Here is a 20,529-nt window from a genome sequence, read left to right as displayed (position 1 = left end):
TTACGTTTTATAAAATAAAATGAGTAAAACTAAAACTTCCTTTTTTTGTCAAAATTGCGGTGCACAATTCCCAAAATGGTTAGGTCAATGTTCTTCTTGTCATCAATGGAACACCATTATTGAAGAAGTTATTCAAAAAGAAGAAAAACGAAACTGGAAACAAAAAACTACTTCTAAAAAAGCAAACAAAGCCTTAAAAATTAATGAGATTTCATTAAAAAAAGAAGATAGAATTCCTATAAAAAACACAGAATTAAACAGAGTTCTTGGAGGTGGAATTGTTAAAGGATCTATGATTCTATTAGGTGGAGAACCTGGTATTGGAAAATCAACTTTATTATTACAAATAGCATTAACAATTCCTAAAAATGTTTTATATGTTTCAGGTGAAGAAAGCCAATCTCAAATAAAAATGAGAGCCGAAAGGCTTAAAATAACCAACACCAATTGTTTAATTTTAACCGAAACCAATACGCAACAAATTTTTAGAGCTATAGAAGAAACTAATCCAGAAGTTGTGGTTATTGATTCTATTCAAACTTTATACACTAACACCATTGATGCTTCTCCTGGTTCCATTTCACAAATTAGAGAAACCACTGCGGAACTTATAAAATTTGCTAAAGAAACCGCAACTCCTGTATTGTTAATAGGTCATATAACCAAAGATGGCAATATAGCTGGACCAAAAGTTTTAGAACATATGGTAGATGTAGTTTTGCAATTTGAAGGAGACAGAAATCATACTTACCGAATATTACGAGCTCAAAAAAATAGATTTGGTTCTACGGCAGAAATAGGAATTTATGAAATGAGAAGCGAAGGATTAAGAGAAGTGTCAAATCCTTCTGAAATTCTTATTTCTCAAAAGGATGAAACTTTAAGCGGTACAGCAATAGCGGCAACTTTAGAAGGAATACGTCCTTTTATGATTGAAGTTCAAGCTTTGGTAAGTACTGCTGTTTATGGAACGCCTCAACGTTCAGCAACAGGTTATGACACCAAACGATTAAACATGTTGTTAGCCGTTTTAGAAAAACGTGCTGGATTTAGATTAGGTGCAAAAGATGTTTTTTTAAATATTGCTGGAGGGATAAAAGTTGATGATCCAGCAATTGATTTAGCTGTGATTATGGCTATTTTATCTTCTAATGAAGATGAAGCAATTCCGCAAGATTACTGTTTTGCCGCAGAAATTGGTTTGTCAGGTGAAATTAGACCAATTAATAGAGTTGAACAACGAATTTTAGAAGCAGAAAAATTAGGGTTTCATAAAATATTTATTTCAAAATTCAATAAAATAAGTCAGTCAACTTTTACTATTAAAATAGTTAAAGTTAGCAAAGTAGAAACTATTTTTGCTAATTTATTTGCATAAAAAAAGTCGAGTTCAAAACTCGACTTTTAACTAATTTATATTTTTTTAACGCTTATTAGCTTCAACAATGTATTTTTTTAAAGCCATGGTCATTGAAGGTGTTTCAGGAGTAGGCACTTTAATATTACACTTTAAACCTGCTTTTGTAGCGGCTTCAACAGTTGAATTGCCAAACACAGCAATTCTTGTGTTATTTTGTTTAAAATTAGGAAAATTTTTAAATAATGAATCTATTCCTGAAGGGCTAAAGAATACCAAAATATCATAAAATACGTTCTCTAAGTCTGATAAATCACTTACTACCGTTTTATAAAAAATCCCTCTATCCCAATTAATACTAGCATTGTTTAATGCTTCAGGTATATTTTCTTTCAATTTGTCGGATGTTGGAAATAAGAATTTTTCATCTTTGTATTTTTTAATGATTTTTATTAATTCAGGAAAAGTTCGTTTGCCAACATATATTTTACGTTTCCGGTAAACCACATATTTTTGTAAATAATAAGCAACTGCTTCTGATTGACAAAAATATTTCATTTCATCAGGTACTGTAAATCTCATTTCTTCAGCAATTCTAAAAAAATGATTTACGGCTGTTCTGCTATTTAAAATAATAGCTGTATAATTATTTAAATCAATTTTTTGCGCTCTTACTTCCTTTGCTTCCACTCCTTCAACATGAATAAAAGGAACAAAATCAATTTTTACTTTTTGTTTGTCCGATAATTCTTGATACGGAGAATTTTCTGTTTTGGGTACTGGTTGAGAAACCAATATAGTTTTCACTTTCATACGCATTAACTTAAACCTTAAATAGTCAATTTTATAATTAATATTAAAGGGGCTATTTCTAAGGCGCAAATGTACAAAATAAAATAAAATAAGTTATTTAAAATTAACTTTTTGTTATTTATAAGTATTAAAACATACCTAAAAATTAATAGTATTATAAAAAAACTTAACGTTATTTTTATCATTGTAAATTTAAAAAAAGTAATATAAGAGCTCACTAAAAGCAGTGGTAAAACCCATAAAACAACATTGCTTAAATAATTACTTTTTTCAAAAAGCAGTTTATAAAATTGAGTTTTTAGCTCAAATAAAGTTGCTAATAAAAACCCTATCAAATATCTTAAAAATAGATAACCTGACATTATTCCTAAAATTAGTAGATATCCATCAAAACTTAAAAGTTCATTTTTAGTATTTAATAAAAACTTAAAAAGGTAAAGCAGTAACGAAATAGCAAAAATTTGAACGACAAAAAACAAGAATGGTGCTAGTGCAAAAAATTTACCTTTATCTTTATTATAATAAATCTGAACATAACTTTTGTTTAACAGCATACTATTAGTTCTTAAAAGTCTTTTTCCAAAAAATATATTTAATACAACTAAAATTATTAGAATAGCTATAAAAACAATGGTAATCCAATTGTTATTTACACGAACTATCTCTTCAACATTAAACATATTTTGTAATTATAATTAACACAAAATTAGTAATATTTTATATTATATTTGCTGCATAAAATTGATATATGTCAAATACGCTTGTCATAATTCCTACTTTTAATGAAAAAGAAAATATTGAAGCTATTATTAATGCGGTTTTTTCACAGAAAAAACAATTCGATATTTTAATAGTTGATGATAATTCTCCTGATGGAACTTCTGCAATTGTTTCAAAATTAAAAGAAAAATATTCCAATTTATTTTTGGAAGTTAGAAAAGACAAAAAAGGATTAGGTACTGCTTATATTCATGGTTTTAAATGGGCATTAAAAAACAAGTATGATTATATTATTGAAATGGATGCCGATTTTTCTCACAATCCAAACGATTTAATTAAATTATACAATGCCTGTGCTATTGATGGAGCAGATTATTCAATAGGCTCCCGTTACTTACACAATAAAATAAATGTAGTTAACTGGGATTTTAAACGATTGTTTTTATCTTATTTCGCTTCAAAATATGTACATTTAATAACTCAAATGCCAATTTTTGATACCACAGCTGGTTTTGTATGCTATAAAAGAAAAGTGTTAGAAACCATCGATTTAAATCAAATTAAATTTGTGGGGTATGCTTTTCAAATTGAAATGAAATTTAAAGCATGGAAACATAAATTTAAGCATAAAGAAGTTTCCATTATTTTTTCTGACAGAGAAAAAGGAACTTCAAAAATGAGCGGATCAATTATTTCAGAAGCAGTTTTTGGAGTAATAAAAATGAAATTACAAGGATTACCAAAATAAAAAATAGCTATGAGTTTAACTCTTATAAAAAATGCCCAAATAGTTAATGAAGGAACTATTTTTGAAGGCGATGTTTTAATTGACGGAAATTATATTGTGGATATAGACACCTCAATTAGTTCAAAATCTTCCGACACATTGGTAATTGATGCTGAAGGGAATTTTTTATTACCTGGCGTTATTGATGATCAAGTTCATTTTAGAGAACCTGGCTTAACGCATAAAGCTACTATTGAAAGTGAAAGTAAAGCGGCAATTGCTGGTGGAATAACGTCTTTTATTGAAATGCCAAATACCAAACCACAAGCTACAACACAAAAAATATTAGAAGAAAAATTTGAAATAGCTTCAAAATCATCCTACGCAAATTATTCATTTATGTTTGGTGGTACCAATGATAATTTAGAAGAATTATTAAAAACAAACCCTAAAAATGTTGCCGGAATAAAATTATTTTTAGGTGCTTCTACCGGAAATATGTTGGTGGATAATGAAGCAGTTTTAGAAAAAATATTTTCATCAACCAAACTATTAATTGCGGTGCATTGTGAAGATGAAACTACCATAAAAAATAATCTTGCAAAATACTTAGAAGAATATGGCGAAGATATTCCTATGGAAATGCATCCAAAAATCAGAAGTGAAGAAGCCTGTTATTTATCCTCTTCAAAAGCTATTGAATTGGCAAAAAAAACAGGAGCTCGTTTGCATGTTTTTCATTTATCAACCGAAAAAGAAACGCATCTTTTTACTAATAAAATTCCTTTAGAAAAAAAACAAATTACTGCTGAAGTTTGTGTACATCATTTAACTTTTACCGATAAAGATTATGCTTCTAAAGGTTCTTTTATAAAATGGAATCCGGCTATTAAAACAGAAAATGATAGAAATGGACTTTGGAAAGCTTTATTGGATGATAGAATTGATGTAATTGCCACAGACCATGCTCCACACACTTTGATTGAAAAACAACAAGTTTACACTAAAGCACCAAGTGGCGGGCCACTAGTTCAACATGCACTTCCTGTAATGTTAAAAGCGTATAGAAACGATAAAATTTCTATTGAAAAAATAGTTGAAAAAATGTGCCATAATCCTGCTAAACTTTTTAAAATTGAAAAACGTGGGTTTATTAAAAAAGGATATTATGCCGATTTAGTTTTAGTAGATATTTCAAAACCTTGGACGGTTACCAAAGATAATATTTTGTACAAATGTGGTTGGTCTCCTTTTGAAGGCACAACGTTTTATTCAAAAATAACTCATACTTTTGTAAATGGTAATTTAGTTTATCATAATGGATTATTTCCACATAACAGCAAAGGAATGCGTTTGACATTTAACCGATAAATGAAAAATATAATTTACATAATTGTTATAAGTTTAATAGTTGCTTCTTGTACTAGTAACACTATTTTAAAAAAACCAAAAGATTTAATTCCTAAAAATGAAATGGTGGCTATAATAACTGATATGTTAACGGCAACTAGTGGACACCGAATTAAAAACAAAAACTTGAAACGCAATGTTAATTATTTTCCGTTAATTTTTGAAAAATACCATATTGACAGTACTCGTTTTAAAAACAGTAATTTTTATTACACTTCAAAAATTGATGAATACGATGTTATTTTAAAAGAAGTTAAAGCACGTTTAACTATCCAAAAAAAGCTAGTAGATTCTATTAGAAAAGCAGAAGATTCTATTAGTAAAGTAAAAAAATATGAAGCTGCTCAGAAAAAGATTAAAGACATGAAATCCAAACAAAAAAGATTTTTAGATTCTATAAAAAAAATTAACAGTTCTAAAATCAAAAATAAAATTAAGAGTTAATATAGTCTTACTTTAAATTTTCCCTTTCCTCTTCCAACCAATTTGTTAATAACCGTAAAAATTGTTTTCTGTTTTTTTGTTCAAGAACTGAAAATTCACTTAATAATTCTTGCTTTTTTAGTATTGGATTATCGGTTTCCATTATTTTTCCTCCTTGTGCTACAGATATTTTACCATCTACTTTTCCATTCCAATTTTCATTCACAGGAAATCCGAGATTTTTTAAAGGCAAATCCCAAGTAACATCAACCACTATCCAATTATCTTCAATTTTTATTTTTAAAAAATTATGAGGATCAACAATCTTATTTTTAGCTAAAAATTCTTTTATGTTTTTTGGATATTTTACAGGAAGATTATTAAAAGAATGTAAAATAATATAATCCTTAACGGGTATTCCTAACGATTTGTACAATCCTTTAAGCAATTCATGTTTTCCAGAGCAAGTCCCTTTTTGTTGAAGGTAAACATCTTTAGGGTTTCTAGAGCAAATACTTCCATAAGGAATATCTCGTACTTTATTAAACAGCAACATTATTTTTTCTTCTAAACTAATATTTCCTGTCCATTTTATTACAATATCATTATAAAAATTAGTTCTCATTTTTGATTGTAAAAGGTACAAATTGTTCTAATAACACTAGTAATTTTTTCAAACTTAAAGTTTAAGGTTTTAATAATTTTATCTGAAGAATAATAACTTTTGGTATGTAAACTTTTTGCGGAATTTTTAGTGAGTATTGGATTTTTATTTGTTATAAATGCCCAAAATGTAGCCACTCTCCAAACAATGGAAGATCTAAATTTATTTACTTTAATTCTTGGCGGTTTTTTACCAAACGCTTTAGCAATTTCATAAAAAATAGTTTTAAAACTAAGATTTTCTGCTACCAAGACAAATTGTTCATTTATAACGGAACTGTCCATTAAGGCAATCATAATTTTTACAACATCATTAACGGATACAAAACCAGTTACACCTTCACTATAAAAATTAAATCCTTTAGCTATTTTAGAAAACAGTTCGCCTGTTCCATTATCCCAAAAACCCGCTCCTAAAATTACACCAGGATTTACAATAACTACATTTACTCCTTCTTGTGAAGCTCGCCAAACTTCTATTTCAGCCCCATGTTTGGTTATAGCATAACCACTTTTATTTCTGGTAGAAATCCATTCAGATTCTTCATTAATTATATCTGAATCTACTGATTTATCTAACGTAGCAATAGAACTTACAAAACAAAGTTTATCAATTTTAGCATCAATACAAAAATTAACCACATTGGCAGTTCCTTCAATATTAATTTTACGCATTTTCCAATAATCTTTAGGATTAAAAGAAACTAACGCTGCACAATGATAAACTTTAGTTACGTTTTCAAAAGCATTTTTTAAAGTTGTAACATCTAAAAGGTCAGCTGCAACCCAATCAATTTTATTAAAAAGAGCTTCGTAATCATCAGAATAATAGCTAAAAACTTTCTTAACAGCCAATAAATTACTGCTTTTTCTATAAATAGCTTTAATGCTATTATTTTGTAATGCTAGTTTATACAATAGATGCGAACCAACAAGCCCTGTACCTCCAGTTACTAATATCATAAAACGAAAATATAAAAAACTACGGTTTAAAAATAAATTACTACCAACTAAAATTTTATATTTGCTAAAAATTAAATTTTTAAGAATGAATTTTGTTGAAGAATTACGTTGGAGAGGCATGTTACACGACATTATGCCTGAAACTGAAGAGTATTTATTAAAACATAAAACTACGGGATATATTGGCTTTGATCCAACTGCCGACTCCTTACATATTGGAAGTTTAGTCCCTATAATCTTATTAATGCATTTTCAAAAAGCAGGTCATAACCCTATCGCATTAGTTGGTGGAGCTACAGGAATGGTTGGTGATCCTTCAGGTAAAAGTGCCGAACGTAATTTATTAGATGAAGCTACTTTAAACAAAAATGTTGCTGGTGTAAAAGCACAATTAGCTCGTTTTTTAAATTTTGACGAAACTACTAGTGAAAATCCCGCACAATTAGTAAATAATTATGATTGGATGAAAGAAATTTCATTAATTGAATTTGTACGCGATGTAGGTAAACATCTTACCGTAAATTATATGATGGCAAAAGATTCTGTAAAAAAACGTTTAGATTCTGAAGCTAAAACAGGAATGAGTTTTACTGAATTTACCTATCAATTATTTCAAGGATACGATTTTTACCATTTATACAAAGAAAAAAATTGTATGCTTCAAATGGGTGGCTCAGACCAATGGGGAAATATTACTACCGGAACAGAATTAATACGAAGAAAAGCCCAAGGTAAAGCGTATGCACTTACTTGCAAATTAATTACCAAAGCCGACGGTTCTAAATTTGGAAAAACTGCCGGAGGAAATGTTTGGTTAGATGCTAACAGAACTTCGCCCTATAAATTTTATCAATATTGGCTAAATTCTTCGGATGAAGATGCTGAAAAATACATAAAAATATTTACTTTTTTAGATAAAGAAACTATTGAAAAGTTAATAAAAGAACATAAAGAAGCACCACATTTACGCATTCTTCAAAAGAAAATTGGAGAAGAAGTTACCGTAATGACTCACGGAAAAGAAGCTTATGAAAATGCGATTAAAGCTTCAACTATTTTATTTGGAAAATCCACTGCCAGCGATTTAAAATCGTTAGATGAACAAACTTTTTTAGATGTTTTTGATGGTGTTCCTCAAACTGAAATTAAACGTGAAGTAATTGAAAACGGATTAAATATTGTTGCTGCTTTTGCAGATACTGGTTTTTTAAAATCAAATGGTGAAGTTAGACGTGCATTAAAAGAAAATTCAATTTCAGTAAATAAAGAAAAAGTAAAAGACGATTGTGTAATTACAACTTCCGATTTAATTGCTAATAAATACGTGCTTTTACAACGTGGTAAAAAAACTTATTTTTTATTAAAAGTGGTTGGCTAGTAGGAATAAACAAAAATGAAAAAAGCATATTTTGCAATAAGCTACTCAAATAGATATCTATTTGATAAAGAGATTGATATTATTCAAGAATTATTTCTTAAAAATAATATTGAATTACTCGTATTTGTTGATAAATATAAATTTAGTCCAAATCAAGAAAAAGAAATGATGAAAGTTGCATTTGAAGAAATTGACAATTCTGATTTTCTTATTGCAGAATTAACCACAAAATCAATAGGTGTTGGAATTGAAATTGGATATGCTTTTGCAAAAAATAAACCAATTTTCTATTTGAGAAAAAAAGACTCAAAATATTCTACAACTGTTTCTGGTTGTTCAACTGCTATTATACCGTACAGAGATGAATTTGATTTAAAAGAAACAATGGGGGAAATATTAAAACTAAAATGAGTTGCTAAATATAAAAATCGTCCACAGTAATTCATAAAATCAATGCTTTTAGTTAAGAAAAAGCTAGCACGTAAATAGCACATTTGGTTTTTGCTAATGCTAAAATCTAACCTATAAAAAACAAAAGAGCTATTTTTCAGCCTACCCAAATAAAAAATGGAATAATTGTTTGACTTAAAGTAATTTGTCTATATTTGTCAAATCAAATTTAGTCATATGCAATCATTTGGAAAAATAATTAAATCAGAAAGAAGAAAAAAAGGACTATTTCTTAGACAAGTTGCAAGTGCTTTGGAAGTTGACCAAGCACTTATAAGCAAATTTGAAAAAGGTGACAGAAAACCATCAAAAGAACAAGTTGAAAAATTTGCTAACTTTTTTGAACTTGACAAAGATGAATTAATAACAGCTTGGTTAAGTGATAAAATTATTTACACCCTACAAGGTGAAGAAAATGCAGAGAATGCTTTAAGGGTTGCAGAACAAAGAATTAAATACGGAACAGAATAATGGGAGCATCAAAAGGCATAAAAGAGTTTATTGAATTGCTCGGATTTACAAGTAAAAATAAAATTCAATATCAAAAAGAATATAAACTACAAAAATATACGCTAAAAATTGACCTTGAAAAAGGTAAAATATATTATCGTTCTGACGAAAAAACAACGGTTGAAAGAGTATTAGATAAGCAAATCCAAATTGGAGATAAAACAACTTCAAATTTTGTAATTGGAAAAAATCCGATTGAACAAGAAAATTTTGTGATTTTAGAAGTAGTTGACAGACTTTTAGAAAAAGGGTATTTGCCAAACGATATTCATTTAGAAAGGCGCTATCCTTCTGGAAGAGGTGCAAGTGGTGGAAAATCTGATGTTTGTATTTATGGTAAAGATGAAAAATCTTTGATGGTAATTGAATGTAAAACTTGGGGAAGCGAGTTTGAAAAAGAGCGTAAGAAAATGGAAGAACACGGTGGACAGTTATTCGCCTATCTTGCAAATGACCAAAACGCTAAGTTTCTTGTTCTTTACGCTTCGAAATTATCTGAAAATAAAACTTTTGATTATGAAAATCTAATTGTTCAAGTAAAAGACCGTGAAGAAGATTTAAAGAAAAGTTTAAAGCAAATAGAAGAAGAAAACATTAAACTTTATCGTGATGCTAATAATAAAGCAGAATTATTTGAAGTATGGAAAGAGTTATTTAATAAGTATTTTCATTTCAACGGTATTTTTGATGATGATGCAAATGCTTATTCTCTTGAACTAAAAGCACTCAAAAAGAAAAATTTAAAATCTCTTGACAACTCACAAGGATTATTTAACAAATTTGCGGAAATACTAAGACACAATAATATTTCAGATAATGCTAACGCATTTAATAAAATCCTTTCACTATTTCTTTGTAAAATAGTTGATGAAGAAAAAAATGATGAAGATATATTAGACTTTCAAGTTAAAGAAGATGAAGAATACGAACATTTAATTGACCGTTTACAAGCCCTTTACCAAAAGGGAATGAAAAAACTAAATGAAGAAATTGTTTATTATTCAGAAGCCGACTTACACAAAATAATTAAACTATATCCTAAACAAACACCAATTGAAGCTGTTGAAGCAGTTTTTAGAGAATTAAAATATTATACCAATAATGAATTTGCGTTTAAAGAAGTTCATAATAAAAAGTTATTTGACCAAAATGGACGAGTACTTACAGAAGTTGTAAAGCTTATTCAAAATTTCAGATTTAAATACAACAGTCAGCAACAAGTTTTAGGTGATTTCTTTGAGTTAATGCTTAATCACGGAGTTAAACAATCAGAAGGTCAGTTTTTCACACCTATTCCAATTGTAAGGTACATTATTCTTTCACTTGGTTTTGATGAAATTATACAAAAGAAATTAAAAAATGATGAAGATTATATTTTACCAAAAATATTAGATTATGCTTGTGGTGCAGGGCATTTTTTAACTGAAAGTATTGAAGAATTACAACATAATATCAAATCCCTTAATACTTCTAAATTATCTCTGGAACAACAAAATAAAATCAAAGAATACAGTAAGGGGACAGAATGGACTAAGGATTATATTTTTGGAATAGAAAAAGATTATCGTTTAGCAAGAACATCTCAGATAGCCTGTTACATAAATGGAGATGGTGATGCAAATATTCTTTTTGGAGACGGATTAGAAAACCACGACCAATTACAAATGGAAAAGAAAAAATTTGACATTGTAATTGCAAACCCACCTTATTCGGTTGATGCGTTTAAAAACTACTTGAATGTAGGTAAAACAAACTTTTCTCTTTTTGAACATTTAACAGAAAGAAGTAGCCAAATAGAAGCATTGTTCATTGAAAGAACAAAGCAAGTGCTTGCTGATAAAGGATTAGCAGGAATTGTATTGCCTTCAACTATTCTTTCAAATACAGGAGTTTATACAAAAGCAAGGGAAGTTTTATTAAAATATTTTGAAATTAAAGCAATTACCGAACTTGGTAGTAAAACATTCATTGCCACAGGTACAACAACTGTAATTCTGTTCTTAAAACGCAGAAATGATGATTTCCTAAAAGACAGAGAATATATTGCAGAAGATGTTTTTAACGGTGTAAATATTGACACTGAAAAACGATACGTAAAAGAGAAGCGATTTATAGAACTGTTTTGTGAACACAGAGAATTTAATTATGATGATTATGTCCGTTTATTAAAAATAGAAATAAACGATAGTCTCTTAAAAACAGAAATGTTTACAGAATATAAATCTGCTTTTGACGATAGTACAGAAACAAAGAATTTAAAGAAAAAAGCATTTTTCAAAAATTATAAACCAAAAGAAAAAGAAGCTGAATTAACAAAACGCTTTTACAACTACTGTAAAGATAAGGAAAAAGAAAAATTCTTATATTTTATGCTTTGTTTAAGTGATGCAGACAAAGAAGCTGAAAACATTGAAGAATATTATAAACCACAACAAACTGTAATTGTAAAAACAGGAAATGATATAAATAAACAAAAAGAGTTTTTGGGCTATGAGTTTCAAGGAAAAAAAGGACAAGAAGGAATTAAAATAAATAATAATGGAGGTAAACTATTTGACCCAACCAATTTATTAAACCCTGAAAAAGCGAATAGTTATATTAGACAGGCTGTTGCTAATAATATTGTTTCTAAAATTGATGAAAGTCAGAAAGAAAATACAAGTATTTACAAATTAGTTGATTTGTTAGATTTTGAAAAAGTGGAATTTGAAAAAATAATTAAATTAAATGCGAATTCTCATAACCAATTTTCTACAAAATGGAGTTTACGAAAAATTGGAGATATAGCAAAAAGTTTAATCGCTGGTGGTGATGTCCCAAAAGGTAGGTTTTCAGAGAAAGAAACAGATAGTTATAAAATCCCAATTTACTCAAATTCATCAAGCAATAAAGGATTATATGGTTTTACTGACATTGTTAAAATAAACTATCCATGTGTTACAATCTCTGCAAGAGGAACAATTGGTTATACAGTAGAACGTAACGAAAAATTTTATCCTATTGTTAGATTACTTGTGTTAGAACCAAAGAAAGAAATAGCACACACCAAATATTTAGAATATATTATAAGTGATATTGATTTTGTCATTTCTGGTGCAGGAGTTCCTCAACTATCTGTCCCTCAATTATCAAATTACAAAATACCAATTCCACCACTTAAAATTCAACAAAAAATAATTTCAGAAATAGAAAAGGTTGAACAAAAAGAAACCAAAGGATTTGAAAAAATAAAACAATTAGAAAATGAAATCCGAACAGAATTTAAACAAGTAGTAAGCGGAAAGCAAAAAACAAAAATTGATAAAATTTGTATTTCTCAAAGTGGTGGAACACCAAGCAGAAAAGAGAATGATTATTGGGAAAATGGCACTATAAACTGGTTGCGTTCAGAGGTTTGTCAAAACTGTTATGTTTATGAAAATCAAGTAAAAGAAAAAATATCAAAATTAGGTTTAGAAAAGTCATCTGCTAAATTATTCAAAAAAGATACTATTTTAATTGCCTTAGTTGGTGCAACAATTGGAAGAGTGGCTTATTTGACTTTTGAGGCAACTACAAATCAGAATATTGCGGGACTTTATCCAAAAGATGAGAAAGAACTTAATTCAAAATTTTTGTTTTACGCTTTAATGAATGATTTTGATAAAAACTTTGGAGACAGAAAAGGTAAATTTACAATGGCGAATATGTCTTTAATCAGAAACCTTGAAATCGCTTTACCAAGTATTGCAGAACAGAAAAAACTTATTTCAATAATCGAGAAAAAAGAAAAAGAAATTGATAAAATAAAGTTGAGTTTAGAGAATGTACAAACAGAAAAAGAAGAAGTATTAAAAAAGTATTTGTAGAAATACCAACGCATAAGCCATGCACATTTGCAATTCGCTACAACCAATAGCACAAGCCAAAAATTGCTAAATGCAATAAACTAGAATGTTTCTAAATCAAGAAAAATACTATTTTCAAACCCGCAACTTTTGTTATATAAAGATGTTTTTTTTATTAAGATTCAGTAACTTTTTTAACTCTTTCAACCGTATCCAATTTTGAAAGTGTTAACCGTACAATGCTATCTTGCTTAGCCATTAAATCATGTTCAGTATTTGCTTCTAACCAAACCAAATCGCCTTTTACTAAATTTTGAATTTTACCTTTTACTCCAAAATCAATAGCACCTTCAAAAATTTCAACAGTAATAGGAAAAGATGTTTTATGAGCTTTCATAAATTGATCTTTTTTAAAAACAATTCTAATTTCTTTAGTAGATTCAGTTTCAAATAAAACCGAAATTGCTGGCTTATTTGTAGTATAAGTTACGTTGTTAAGTAATGAAGATTTTTGCATTTTTAAATTGGTTAATATTATTATAAATAAACCCTAAATATACTCAATACTTTTTTATATTTTAGCATCAAACATTTTTAACTTTTTAAAAAAGATTATGGCAGACGATAAAGAAAAAGCAGCAAAATTAAAAGCATTACAACTTACGCTAGACAAGTTAGATAAATCTTACGGAAAAGGAACCGTTATGAAAATGGGAGATATGGCAATTGATGATATTGAAGCAATTTCAACAGGCTCATTAGGGTTAGATTTAGCTTTAGGAGTTGGTGGTTATCCACGTGGTAGAGTTATTGAAATTTACGGTCCAGAATCATCTGGTAAAACAACATTAACATTACACGCAATTGCCGAAGCTCAAAAAGCAGGAGGAATAGCAGCTTTTATTGACGCAGAACACGCTTTTGATCGTTTTTATGCTTCAAATTTAGGAGTTGACATAGATAATTTAATCATTTCTCAGCCAGATTATGGCGAACAAGCACTTGAAATTGCCGATAATTTAATTAGTTCTGGAGCTATTGATATTATTGTAATTGATTCCGTTGCAGCCCTAACACCTAAAAGCGAAATTGAAGGTGAAATGGGAGATTCTAAAATGGGATTACACGCAAGGTTAATGTCGCAAGCACTTCGTAAATTAACAGGAACCATCCATAAAACTAAATGTACCGTGATTTTCATTAATCAATTACGTGAAAAAATTGGCGTTATATTTGGTAATCCTGAAACTACTACTGGTGGAAATGCACTTAAATTCTACGCTTCCATTCGTTTAGATATTCGCAGAAGAACTCAAATTAAAGATGGCGATAAAGTTATTGGAAATAGTACTAAAGTTAAAGTAGTGAAAAACAAAGTAGCTCCACCTTTTAAAATTGCTGAATTTGATATTATGTACGGAAAAGGAATTTCCAAAACAGGTGAAATATTAGATTTAGGTGTTGAGTTTGGAATTATTAAAAAAAGTGGTTCTTGGTTTAGTTATGGCGATACTAAATTAGGTCAAGGTCGCGATGCTGTTAAAGCTTTAATTCAAGACAACCCTGAATTAGCTGAAGAACTAGAAACTAAAATTAAGGAAGCTATTAATACTAAGGAATAATAAGAGATACATTATTTAAAAAGGCTATCTGAAAAGCGAATTTTACGTCAACCTGAACTTGTTTCAGGTTCTCATTAATATAAGTAATAGAAACCATGAGATTCTGAAACAAGCCCGCCTGCGACTGGCAGGTTCAGAATGACAATTTTTAAAAGTTTTTCAAACAGTCTGTTTTTTGAAGCTATTTCCCGCTATCCGTTATAGTTTTTTGGAAAAAACCAAAAAAGCTGCCACTGCTATCGGGGCTAAAATTAAATTCGTTGTGCATTTTAATTTAGTCAACACAAATTAATATATCTTAGACCTGTTAGGTTTTGAAAACCTAACAGGTCTTTTATATTTTCTACACTCCAGTACTTCCAAATCCACCAGCTCCTCTATCTGTTTCACTTAAAACTTCAACCTCTTCCCAATCGGCACGTTCGTGTTTTGCAATTACTAATTGAGCAATACGTTCACCATCATTTATTACAAAATCATCTTTAGATAAATTCACTAAAATCACCCCAATTTCACCTCTATAATCTGCATCTACAGTTCCAGGAGCATTTAACACCGTAATTCCTTTTTTAGCCGCGAGTCCACTTCTTGGACGTACTTGGGCTTCAAAACCTACAGGTAATGCAATAAACAAACCAGTTTTAACAATAGCACGTTCTAAAGGTTTTAAAGTAATTGCTTCTGTTATATTAGCTCGTAAATCCATTCCAGCAGATGCAATGGTTTCGTAATTAGGCAATTTGTGTTTAGATTTATTAATAATTTGAACTTTCATTTATGTTTTATTTTAAGGTATGTTAAATAACCAATCTATAGTTTTTAAAAGCTCGTTTTTCCAAGCAGTTTCGTTATGTTTTCCTTCTGGATTTATACTTACTTTTATATTTTTAGTAGGAAAATCTATTGCAAGTAATAAATTTTTCATGTTTTTAGTGTCAGATTCCATGGTATCACCTTCCTTACTTCCAACATATAAGCATAGTTTTATTTTAGAAGTATTTCCGTATTTCTTAGTAAAATCAATAACTTTATTTGAAAACCAAAAAGAAGTGGATAAAGCTCCAATTTTCCCAAAAGTATTTGGATATTTAAGTCCGCCGTAATAAGAAATTAATCCACCTAAAGAACTTCCAATTAAAGCTGTTTGTTTTGCTTGTTTTTTAGTTCGATAATGAGCATCAATATAAGGTTTTAAGGTATTCACTATAAAATTGATATAAATTGCACCTTTTCCTCCACCATATTTTTTGTTTTTCCACGGCGTGTATTCATTAATTCGTTCTGTTCCTCCATTTTCAATTCCAACAACTATAAAACTTTTTCCTGTTTTTTTAAACAATTTATTCAAGGTTTCATCTACTTGCCATTCACCTAAAAAAGAAGTTTTATTATCAAACAAATTTTGAGCATCGTGCATATAAATTACTGGATATTTTTTTGAGGTTTTAGCATAATTTGGGGGTAAATACACCCAAATTTTATGAGAAATAGTATTCAAATCAGGAATTACAAACTCCTTTTTTAAGATAGAAACATTTATAGCTGCAGTTGATTTTTTTTCAGAATTACTTTGAGCAAAAGCTAGAGTAATGGATAAACAAATAAACGCAAAAAAACTGATGAATTTTTTCATGCTATTTTCGTTTAATAATTGCAAATATTTCCTTTTTTTCATTCCAAAAAATTAAGGCACCAAATACTAACACAAAACCTACTGAAATCAAATAGTTTTCTCTAAAATACTCAAAAGAAACAAATGAAATAATAATAGAAGTCACTAAATAACTTCCAGATTTTTTTAAATTATACGGAACTTTATAATGTTTTTTTCCAATAAAATACGAGAGAATCATCATACTTCCATAAGCTAACAACGTTGCCCAAGCAGAAGCCATAAAACCAATTACTGGAATTAAAGTTATGTTAACTATAATAGTAATTACTGCTCCAATTATTGAAAATAACATTGCATAACGTGTTTTATCGGTTAATTTATACCAAATTGCTAAGTTGTGATAAACGCCTAACAATAAGTTTGCTAACAACACTACGGGAACAATACCTATTGCTGCCCAATACTTTTCATTTATAAATAATTGTTTTAAAACATCAATAAAAACCACAATAGTAACAAATACCAAAGCACCAATAATTATAAAATAGTTTAAAATTCTAGCATACGTTTTTTTGGCATCTTTATGGTCTGAATGGTTAAAAAAGAAAGGTTCTGCACCTAAACGAAATGCCATAATGTATAAATTCATAAAAATTGCTAATTTATAGCAAGCGGCATAAATTCCCATAGCATTTTTATCCATTAATTTTCCTATTAAAATTTTATCCAAATTTTCATTAATTACATACGCAATGCCTGCAATTGCAATTGGCCAAGAATAGGAAAGCATTTTTTTGAATAAAAGAGTGTTAAAAGTCCACTTAAATTTTAATAAAATTGGAAGCAACAACAATAGTGAAAATGCACTGCCAATAATATTAGCTATAAATATAAAATTAACAATGGCAGTGCTATTAAAAGTAGTAACTAAAAACGTTGGCAATGGCTTTCCATCTTTAATAAATTCTGGAATAAATTTTAGGAAAATTAAATTTATAGCTACAATTACAAAAACATTTAAAAGTTTAATAGTAGCATATTTTATAGGTCTATTTGTTGCTCTTAAATAAGCAAAAGGGATAACGGCTAAAGTATCTAAGGTTAAAATCCCAATTAATAATTTAAACTGAATTGGATTATGACCGAAATCAAAAATCGTAGTAAAAAAATCTGAAAATGAAATTGCCATTAAAATAAAAACAAAAGCAGAAAAAGCAACGCTTAAAAAAGCAGTAGAAAGCAATGATTCTTTATTTTTTTCGGACTTATAAAACCTAAAAAATGCCGTTTCAAATCCAAAAGTTAATAAAATCGCAAATAATGCTGCCCAAATATAAAAGTTGGTGTTTTCGGCGTAATTGCTAGTTGGCAAAGCATCCGTTTGAACTTTTACTAATAAAAAGTTAATTACTCGAGGCAAAACTGCCGCAATTCCGTAGATAATAGTGTCTTTAAAAAATCTTTTAAGTGTGCTCAATATTAAATATATATTAACTCGTTGTGCATTTTAACTTTTTAAACCTACTGTTACGTCTGTTCGAGCCTGCCTGACGGCAAGGCAGGTAATTTTTGATAAAAATTAGTATCGAGAACGGTTGTTTTTAAATAAAAAACCTATTCTCAATACTAATTCTAAGCCTAAAAAGGCTAAAATTCACTCGAATTGACGAAATTTTATCATAATGCACAACGGGTGTATATTAGTAAAATAAACCGTATAAATGTACAAAAGTAATCTTTTTGATTCCTATTAAAAATTAAGCTATTTTAAAATTCATTTAATTTAGATTTTATACTTTTGATATTTAAAATTATGTATATCTGTTTTTAGTCATATAGTTAACACGTCACCCTGAATTTATTTCAGGGTCTCACTTTATTATGTTGATTTACAATCATCATGAGATTCTGAAACAAGTTCAGAATGACGGACATTATAAATTTATGAGATTTTACGGATATACAATTAAAATTTACTAAAATGAATAATTTTCCTAAAGTGGCTGTTTTTGGAGGTGGAAGTTGGGCAACGGCAATTGTAAAAATGTTGTGCGAAAATTTACATCAAGTTGGCTGGTATATGCGCAATAAAACCGCAATTAGCTATATAAAAAAAGAACACCACAATCCTAATTACTTAAGTTCAGCTGAATTTCACCCTTCAAAATTAAAACTTTCCAATGATATTAATCAAATGGTTAACTATGCTGATATTTTAATTTTTGTAATTCCTTCTGCTTTTTTGAAATCGGAATTAGATAAAATAACAGCAGATTTTTCCAATAAAATTATATTTTCGGCCATAAAAGGCATTGTCCCTGAATCAGGATTAATTGTTGGAGAGCATTTTAACCAAATACTTAACGTTCCTATTGAAAATATAGGGGTTATTTCAGGTCCTTGCCATGCCGAAGAAGTGGCCATGGAACGTTTATCATATTTAACTATTTCTAGTAGAGATCAAGAAAAGGCAAAACTATTAAGTAGTTGTATTGCTAGTAATTACATTAAAACTAAAATTTCTGATGATATTATTGGAACTGAATATGCAGCTATGCTAAAAAATATTTACGCCATTGCTGCTGGTATTGCACATGGTTTAGGCTATGGTGATAATTTTCAGTCCGTTTTAATGTCGAATTCTATTAGAGAAATGAAGCGTTTTATTAAAAAAGTACATAGAATGAAACGAAACATTAATAATTCGGCTTATTTAGGTGATTTGTTAGTTACAGGATATTCCATTTTTAGTAGAAATCGCATGTTTGGAAACATGATTGGAAAAGGTTATACCGTAAAAAGTGCTATGATGGAAATGAGTATGGTAGCCGAAGGTTATTACGCTACAAAAAGTGCTTTTCTATTAAATGAAAAAAACAAAGCTAAAACACCTATTATTGATGCGGTATATGCTATTTTATACAAACAAAAAAATCCTAAAAAAATATTTTCTAAGTTAACAGAACTATTAGATTAACAATTAGTTATCTTTCTAATATCTATTTTTAAATAAACTTTTTTTTAAATAAAAATGTGATTTCAATTGAAATAAGTTTATATTTGTTGTTTAATATATTTATTTAACAATGAAAAAAGGAACAGTAAAATTTTTTAACGAAACTAAAGGATTTGGTTTTATTACAGAAGAAAATTCAGGCACAGATTACTTTGTACACATCTCTGGTTTAATTGATGAAATTAAACAAGGTGATGAAGTTGAATTTGAACTAACAGAAGGTAAAAAAGGTTTAAACGCAGTAAATGTAAAAGTAGCTTAATATTTATTACATAAATTTTTTAAGATTCAAAACCAGCCTAATTAGGCTGGTTTTTTCTTTTTTTTGTTTTACAATTGATGAATATCATAGAAGGTAGCAGTACATTTTTGTAAATTTGATAGCTTTATACTAAAACTTTAATTATGAGTAATAAAATTGGAATAGTGTACTCGTCAATAGATGGGCAAACTCATAAAATATGTAATTTTATTAAAGATGAATTACAAAAAAGCAATCAAACTGTCGATTTGTTTTCTATAGATAATTTCACTTCAAATATTACTAATTATAACACCTTTGTAATAGCATCAAGTATTAGGTATGGCGTGCATAACAAAAGAATAATCGATTTTATTAATACAAACAAAAAAGAATTAGATGCTACAAAAACCGTATTTATTTCGGTTAATTTGGTAGCACGAAAATCTGAAAAAAACACACCAAAAACCAATCCGTATGTTATAAAATTTTTTAAAACCATTGATTGGAAGCCGACCGTAATTGAAGTATTTGCAGGAAAATTAGATTATAAAAAATATCCTTTTTGGGACAGAATTATGATTCAATTTATTATGTGGATGACTAAAGGACCAACGGATAAAAATACAAAAATTGAATATACAAACTGGGGAAAAGTAACTCAATTTACTAATAACCTGAGTTCGATGTAAGAAAATAAATACCGGGTTGAAAATCAACAAGCTACGTCATTGCGATGAATGAAGCAAAGCGAAATGAGGAAGCAATCTCATTTTTATGAAAAGATTACTTCA

General features: G+C 28.7%; 20 protein-coding genes. 12 read left to right on the top strand and 8 right to left on the bottom strand.

Annotated features, from left to right (window positions below; translation table 11 throughout):
- The first annotated feature begins 19 nt into the window (after window positions 1-19).
- A complete protein-coding gene (gene radA, locus L3J60_RS09725) occupies window positions 20-1,378 on the top strand; it encodes a DNA repair protein RadA (protein WP_291975317.1) in 1,359 nt (452 codons plus the stop codon).
- A gap of 45 nt (window positions 1,379-1,423) precedes the next feature.
- Here the strand turns inward: radA and L3J60_RS09720 are convergent, their stop codons facing one another.
- Together L3J60_RS09720 and L3J60_RS13455 are read right to left on the bottom strand one after the other, a co-directional pair.
- Window positions 1,424-2,170, bottom strand: a complete 747-nt coding sequence (locus L3J60_RS09720) for a uroporphyrinogen-III synthase (protein WP_291975316.1) — start codon at window positions 2,168-2,170, stop codon at window positions 1,424-1,426.
- A 17-nt stretch (window positions 2,171-2,187) separates the two neighbouring features.
- Complete coding sequence (locus tag L3J60_RS13455) at window positions 2,188-2,850, bottom strand: DUF4271 domain-containing protein (protein ID WP_366837163.1); 663 nt, start codon at window positions 2,848-2,850, stop codon at window positions 2,188-2,190.
- A gap of 68 nt (window positions 2,851-2,918) precedes the next feature.
- On the opposite strand from L3J60_RS13455, the gene L3J60_RS09715 reads away from it, so the two are divergent.
- Genes L3J60_RS09715 through L3J60_RS09705 form a run of 3 tightly spaced genes read left to right on the top strand, consistent with a single transcriptional unit; the run spans window position 2,919 to window position 5,471 of the window.
- Complete coding sequence (locus tag L3J60_RS09715) at window positions 2,919-3,638, top strand: polyprenol monophosphomannose synthase (protein ID WP_291975315.1); 720 nt, start codon at window positions 2,919-2,921, stop codon at window positions 3,636-3,638.
- 9 nt (window positions 3,639-3,647) lie between these two features.
- Complete coding sequence (locus L3J60_RS09710; RefSeq protein WP_291975314.1) at window positions 3,648-4,988, top strand: dihydroorotase; 1,341 nt, start codon at window positions 3,648-3,650, stop codon at window positions 4,986-4,988.
- Entirely contained in the window at window positions 4,989-5,471 is a 483-nt protein-coding gene (locus tag L3J60_RS09705; RefSeq protein ID WP_291975313.1) for a DUF4296 domain-containing protein, read from the top strand. It begins immediately after the preceding gene.
- A 7-nt stretch (window positions 5,472-5,478) separates the two neighbouring features.
- Here the strand turns inward: L3J60_RS09705 and L3J60_RS09700 are convergent, their stop codons facing one another.
- Both L3J60_RS09700 and L3J60_RS09695 read right to left on the bottom strand, forming a co-directional pair.
- Window positions 5,479-6,075 carry a hypothetical protein gene (locus tag L3J60_RS09700; protein WP_291975312.1) on the bottom strand — a complete coding sequence of 199 codons (597 nt, stop codon included), beginning with the start codon at window positions 6,073-6,075 and terminating at the stop codon, window positions 5,479-5,481.
- Window positions 6,072-7,076, bottom strand: a complete 1,005-nt coding sequence (locus L3J60_RS09695) for an SDR family oxidoreductase (RefSeq protein ID WP_291975311.1) — start codon at window positions 7,074-7,076, stop codon at window positions 6,072-6,074. The genes L3J60_RS09700 and L3J60_RS09695 overlap by 4 nt, the downstream gene beginning before the upstream one ends.
- 85 nt (window positions 7,077-7,161) lie before the next feature.
- Between L3J60_RS09695 and tyrS the strand changes: the two genes are divergently transcribed.
- From tyrS to L3J60_RS09675, 4 genes are all read left to right on the top strand, one after another.
- Window positions 7,162-8,454, top strand: a complete 1,293-nt coding sequence (gene tyrS / locus L3J60_RS09690; protein ID WP_291975310.1) for a tyrosine--tRNA ligase — start codon at window positions 7,162-7,164, stop codon at window positions 8,452-8,454.
- Window positions 8,455-8,469: 15 nt separating this feature from the next.
- Entirely contained in the window at window positions 8,470-8,865 is a 396-nt protein-coding gene (locus L3J60_RS09685; RefSeq protein ID WP_291975309.1) for a nucleoside 2-deoxyribosyltransferase, read from the top strand.
- A gap of 216 nt (window positions 8,866-9,081) precedes the next feature.
- Window positions 9,082-9,375 carry a helix-turn-helix transcriptional regulator gene (locus tag L3J60_RS09680; protein WP_291975308.1) on the top strand — a complete coding sequence of 98 codons (294 nt, stop codon included), beginning with the start codon at window positions 9,082-9,084 and terminating at the stop codon, window positions 9,373-9,375.
- Entirely contained in the window at window positions 9,375-13,262 is a 3,888-nt protein-coding gene (locus L3J60_RS09675) for a restriction endonuclease subunit S (protein ID WP_291975307.1), read from the top strand. Before L3J60_RS09680 ends, L3J60_RS09675 begins: the two co-directional genes overlap by 1 nt.
- A 154-nt stretch (window positions 13,263-13,416) precedes the next feature.
- On the opposite strand, the gene L3J60_RS09670 is transcribed toward L3J60_RS09675, so the two are convergent.
- Complete coding sequence (locus tag L3J60_RS09670) at window positions 13,417-13,758, bottom strand: cupin (RefSeq protein ID WP_291975306.1); 342 nt, start codon at window positions 13,756-13,758, stop codon at window positions 13,417-13,419.
- A 97-nt stretch (window positions 13,759-13,855) separates the two neighbouring features.
- Between L3J60_RS09670 and recA the strand changes: the two genes are divergently transcribed.
- Complete coding sequence (gene recA / locus L3J60_RS09665; protein WP_291975305.1) at window positions 13,856-14,863, top strand: recombinase RecA; 1,008 nt, start codon at window positions 13,856-13,858, stop codon at window positions 14,861-14,863.
- A gap of 343 nt (window positions 14,864-15,206) precedes the next feature.
- Here the strand turns inward: recA and dut are convergent, their stop codons facing one another.
- The 3 genes from dut to L3J60_RS09650 are packed head-to-tail and all read right to left on the bottom strand — an operon-like array spanning window position 15,207 to window position 17,955.
- Window positions 15,207-15,638 carry a dUTP diphosphatase gene (gene dut / locus L3J60_RS09660; protein WP_291975304.1) on the bottom strand — a complete coding sequence of 144 codons (432 nt, stop codon included), beginning with the start codon at window positions 15,636-15,638 and terminating at the stop codon, window positions 15,207-15,209.
- 12 nt (window positions 15,639-15,650) lie between these two features.
- Window positions 15,651-16,496 carry an alpha/beta hydrolase-fold protein gene (locus L3J60_RS09655; protein ID WP_291975303.1) on the bottom strand — a complete coding sequence of 282 codons (846 nt, stop codon included), beginning with the start codon at window positions 16,494-16,496 and terminating at the stop codon, window positions 15,651-15,653.
- 1 nt (window position 16,497) lies between these two features.
- Complete coding sequence (locus tag L3J60_RS09650; RefSeq protein ID WP_291975302.1) at window positions 16,498-17,955, bottom strand: polysaccharide biosynthesis C-terminal domain-containing protein; 1,458 nt, start codon at window positions 17,953-17,955, stop codon at window positions 16,498-16,500.
- A gap of 504 nt (window positions 17,956-18,459) precedes the next feature.
- On the opposite strand from L3J60_RS09650, the gene L3J60_RS09645 reads away from it, so the two are divergent.
- The 3 genes from L3J60_RS09645 to hemG all read left to right on the top strand — a co-directional run bounded on the left by L3J60_RS09645 (window position 18,460) and on the right by hemG (window position 20,427).
- Complete coding sequence (locus L3J60_RS09645; RefSeq protein WP_291975301.1) at window positions 18,460-19,455, top strand: NAD(P)H-dependent glycerol-3-phosphate dehydrogenase; 996 nt, start codon at window positions 18,460-18,462, stop codon at window positions 19,453-19,455.
- A gap of 109 nt (window positions 19,456-19,564) precedes the next feature.
- Window positions 19,565-19,756, top strand: a complete 192-nt coding sequence (locus tag L3J60_RS09640) for a cold-shock protein (RefSeq protein ID WP_291975299.1) — start codon at window positions 19,565-19,567, stop codon at window positions 19,754-19,756.
- 143 nt (window positions 19,757-19,899) lie between these two features.
- A complete protein-coding gene (gene hemG, locus L3J60_RS09635; protein WP_291975298.1) occupies window positions 19,900-20,427 on the top strand; it encodes a menaquinone-dependent protoporphyrinogen IX dehydrogenase in 528 nt (175 codons plus the stop codon).
- Window positions 20,428-20,529: the final 102 nt, after the last annotated feature.

The sequence above is a fragment of the Lutibacter sp. genome, assembly GCF_021647475.1.
Lineage (GTDB): Bacteria > Bacteroidota > Bacteroidia > Flavobacteriales > Flavobacteriaceae > Lutibacter.
This window is presented reverse-complemented; position numbering and strand designations above follow the sequence as displayed.

What these genes read in the sequence shown, in the direction of transcription:
- dut (WP_291975304.1), bottom strand. Translation starts at nt 15,638, where the DNA reads ATGAAAGTTCAAATTATTAATAAATCTAAACACAAATTGCCTAATTAC.
- L3J60_RS09695 (WP_291975311.1), bottom strand. Translation starts at nt 7,076, where the DNA reads ATGATATTAGTAACTGGAGGTACAGGGCTTGTTGGTTCGCATCTATTG.
- L3J60_RS09640 (WP_291975299.1), top strand. Translation starts at nt 19,565, where the DNA reads ATGAAAAAAGGAACAGTAAAATTTTTTAACGAAACTAAAGGATTTGGT.
- hemG (WP_291975298.1), top strand. Translation starts at nt 19,900, where the DNA reads ATGAGTAATAAAATTGGAATAGTGTACTCGTCAATAGATGGGCAAACT.
- L3J60_RS09675 (WP_291975307.1), top strand. Translation starts at nt 9,375, where the DNA reads ATGGGAGCATCAAAAGGCATAAAAGAGTTTATTGAATTGCTCGGATTT.
- L3J60_RS09720 (WP_291975316.1), bottom strand. Translation starts at nt 2,170, where the DNA reads ATGAAAGTGAAAACTATATTGGTTTCTCAACCAGTACCCAAAACAGAA.
- L3J60_RS09680 (WP_291975308.1), top strand. Translation starts at nt 9,082, where the DNA reads ATGCAATCATTTGGAAAAATAATTAAATCAGAAAGAAGAAAAAAAGGA.
- tyrS (WP_291975310.1), top strand. Translation starts at nt 7,162, where the DNA reads ATGAATTTTGTTGAAGAATTACGTTGGAGAGGCATGTTACACGACATT.
- L3J60_RS09645 (WP_291975301.1), top strand. Translation starts at nt 18,460, where the DNA reads ATGAATAATTTTCCTAAAGTGGCTGTTTTTGGAGGTGGAAGTTGGGCA.
- radA (WP_291975317.1), top strand. Translation starts at nt 20, where the DNA reads ATGAGTAAAACTAAAACTTCCTTTTTTTGTCAAAATTGCGGTGCACAA.
- recA (WP_291975305.1), top strand. Translation starts at nt 13,856, where the DNA reads ATGGCAGACGATAAAGAAAAAGCAGCAAAATTAAAAGCATTACAACTT.
- L3J60_RS09685 (WP_291975309.1), top strand. Translation starts at nt 8,470, where the DNA reads ATGAAAAAAGCATATTTTGCAATAAGCTACTCAAATAGATATCTATTT.
- L3J60_RS09700 (WP_291975312.1), bottom strand. Translation starts at nt 6,075, where the DNA reads ATGAGAACTAATTTTTATAATGATATTGTAATAAAATGGACAGGAAAT.
- L3J60_RS09670 (WP_291975306.1), bottom strand. Translation starts at nt 13,758, where the DNA reads ATGCAAAAATCTTCATTACTTAACAACGTAACTTATACTACAAATAAG.
- L3J60_RS13455 (WP_366837163.1), bottom strand. Translation starts at nt 2,850, where the DNA reads ATGTTTAATGTTGAAGAGATAGTTCGTGTAAATAACAATTGGATTACC.
- L3J60_RS09710 (WP_291975314.1), top strand. Translation starts at nt 3,648, where the DNA reads ATGAGTTTAACTCTTATAAAAAATGCCCAAATAGTTAATGAAGGAACT.
- L3J60_RS09705 (WP_291975313.1), top strand. Translation starts at nt 4,989, where the DNA reads ATGAAAAATATAATTTACATAATTGTTATAAGTTTAATAGTTGCTTCT.
- L3J60_RS09655 (WP_291975303.1), bottom strand. Translation starts at nt 16,496, where the DNA reads ATGAAAAAATTCATCAGTTTTTTTGCGTTTATTTGTTTATCCATTACT.
- L3J60_RS09715 (WP_291975315.1), top strand. Translation starts at nt 2,919, where the DNA reads ATGTCAAATACGCTTGTCATAATTCCTACTTTTAATGAAAAAGAAAAT.